General features: G+C 68.8%; 3 protein-coding genes. All 3 read left to right on the top strand.

What is annotated here, in order from left to right; translation table 11 throughout:
* A partial coding sequence (locus FJ980_RS30555; protein WP_140547305.1) for an anti-sigma factor occupies positions 1-606 on the top strand: 606 nt, incomplete at its 5' end.
* 94 nt (positions 607-700) lie between these two features.
* Positions 701-1,198 (top strand): 5-(carboxyamino)imidazole ribonucleotide mutase, encoded by a 498-nt coding sequence (gene purE, locus FJ980_RS30560; RefSeq protein ID WP_140517590.1) that lies wholly within the window; start codon positions 701-703, stop codon positions 1,196-1,198.
* On the top strand, positions 1,195-1,750 hold a 556-nt coding region (locus tag FJ980_RS30565), incomplete at its 3' end, for an ATP-grasp domain-containing protein (RefSeq protein ID WP_140547306.1). The genes purE and FJ980_RS30565, both read left to right, overlap by 4 nt.

Raw genomic sequence — 1,750 nt, forward strand, 5'->3', positions numbered from 1 at the left:
CGGCCGGCGCTCCCGGGGGTGCTTGCCCCGGGCGGGAGAGGCCAGAGGCGAAACGCCGATACGCGGCTGTCGCCAAGTCGAGCGCGCCGCTTCGGTTCGTTCGACTGGCGCGCTCTTGCCGCCTCGATCATGATCAGCGCGGTGCTGGCCAGCGGGGCAACGCAATGGGTGATGGTCAACGGCGCGTCCGACAGCTTCGCCGCGGCGGTCGCCAGCGGCCATCGCCGCAGCCTGCTTGCCGCCAGCCCGATCGATATCGTCTCGTCGGACCGCCACACGGTAAAGCCCTGGCTCGACGCCCGGATCGGCGTGTCGCCGCCGGCACCGGATCTTGCCAAGGACGGTTTTGCGCTGATCGGCGGCCGGGTCGAGGTGATTTCCGGCCGCCCGGTGCCGGCACTTGTCTACCGCCACCGCGAGCATCTGATCACGCTGGTCGCCGAACCGCAGCAGGGCGGCAAGGTCAGCGAGCCTGACGATCTTTCCTCGGGCGGCTTTTCGCTGGTGCAGTGGAGCGACGGCGCCTTCTCCTACTGGGCGATCTCCGACATGGAGCGGCCCGAACTCGACGATTTCGTTGCCCGCTTCCGCAAGGCTGCGGCATAGGCTGATTTCCCGGCCGGACCCCGGCAATGCCCCGCATCCTTGCCGCCGCCGCCGAATTCCGCTAAGGCGCGCCTTTGTCGCCGGGAGCAGAAGCTTGGACGATCAACGCGCCGACGTCGCCATTATCATGGGCAGCCAGTCCGACTGGGCGACCATGCGCCATGCCGCCGAGACACTGGAGGCGCTTGGCATCCCGCACAAACGGCTGATCGTCTCGGCGCACCGCACTCCCGACCGGCTCTACGCCTTCGCCAAGGGCGCCAAGGCCGCCGGCTACAAGGTCATCATCGCCGGTGCCGGCGGTGCGGCGCACCTGCCCGGCATGACGGCGGCGATGACACCGCTGCCGGTGTTCGGCGTGCCGGTGGAATCCAAGGCCCTGTCGGGACAGGATTCGCTGCTGTCCATCGTCCAGATGCCGGCCGGCATTCCGGTGGGAACGCTGGCCATCGGCAAGGCCGGTGCGGCCAATGCGGCTCTGTTGGCCGCCGCCGTGCTGGCGCTCAACGACGACAAGCTTGCCGGGCGGCTCGATGCCTGGCGCGCCTCGCAGACCGCCAAGGTCGCGGCCGAACCCACGGACACGCAATGAGCCTGCCCGCCGGATCGACCATCGGCATCATCGGCGGCGGCCAGCTCGGCCGCATGCTGGCAATGGCGGCCGCTCGCCTCGGCTACCGCACCGTGGTGCTGGAGCCGCAGCCGGATTGCCCCGCGGCACAGGTCGCCAACCGTCAGGTCACGGCCGCCTACGATGACCCCGCCGCGCTTGCCGAATTGGCCGAGGCAAGTGCCGTCGTCACCTATGAATTCGAGAACGTTCCGGTTGCCGCCGCCGAGGCGCTCGCCGCAAAGGTGCCGGTCTATCCGCCTGCGCGCGCGCTTGATGTGGCGCAGGACCGGGTGACCGAAAAGACATTTCTCAACGGCATCGGCATTGCCACGGCGGATTTCCGCGCGGTCGACAATGACGGCGAGCTGACCGCAGCGCTGAAATCCTTTGGCGGCAGCGGCATATTGAAGACGCGGCGCATGGGCTATGACGGCAAGGGCCCGCGCGTGTTCCGTGCCATGCAAGCCGGCGGGTTAGCCGGCACCTGCGAGGCCATGGGAAGCGTGCCGCTGGTGCTGGAGGCCTTAGTTT

Source organism: Mesorhizobium sp. B1-1-5 (assembly GCF_006443065.1).
Classification (GTDB): Bacteria; Pseudomonadota; Alphaproteobacteria; order Rhizobiales; family Rhizobiaceae; genus Mesorhizobium.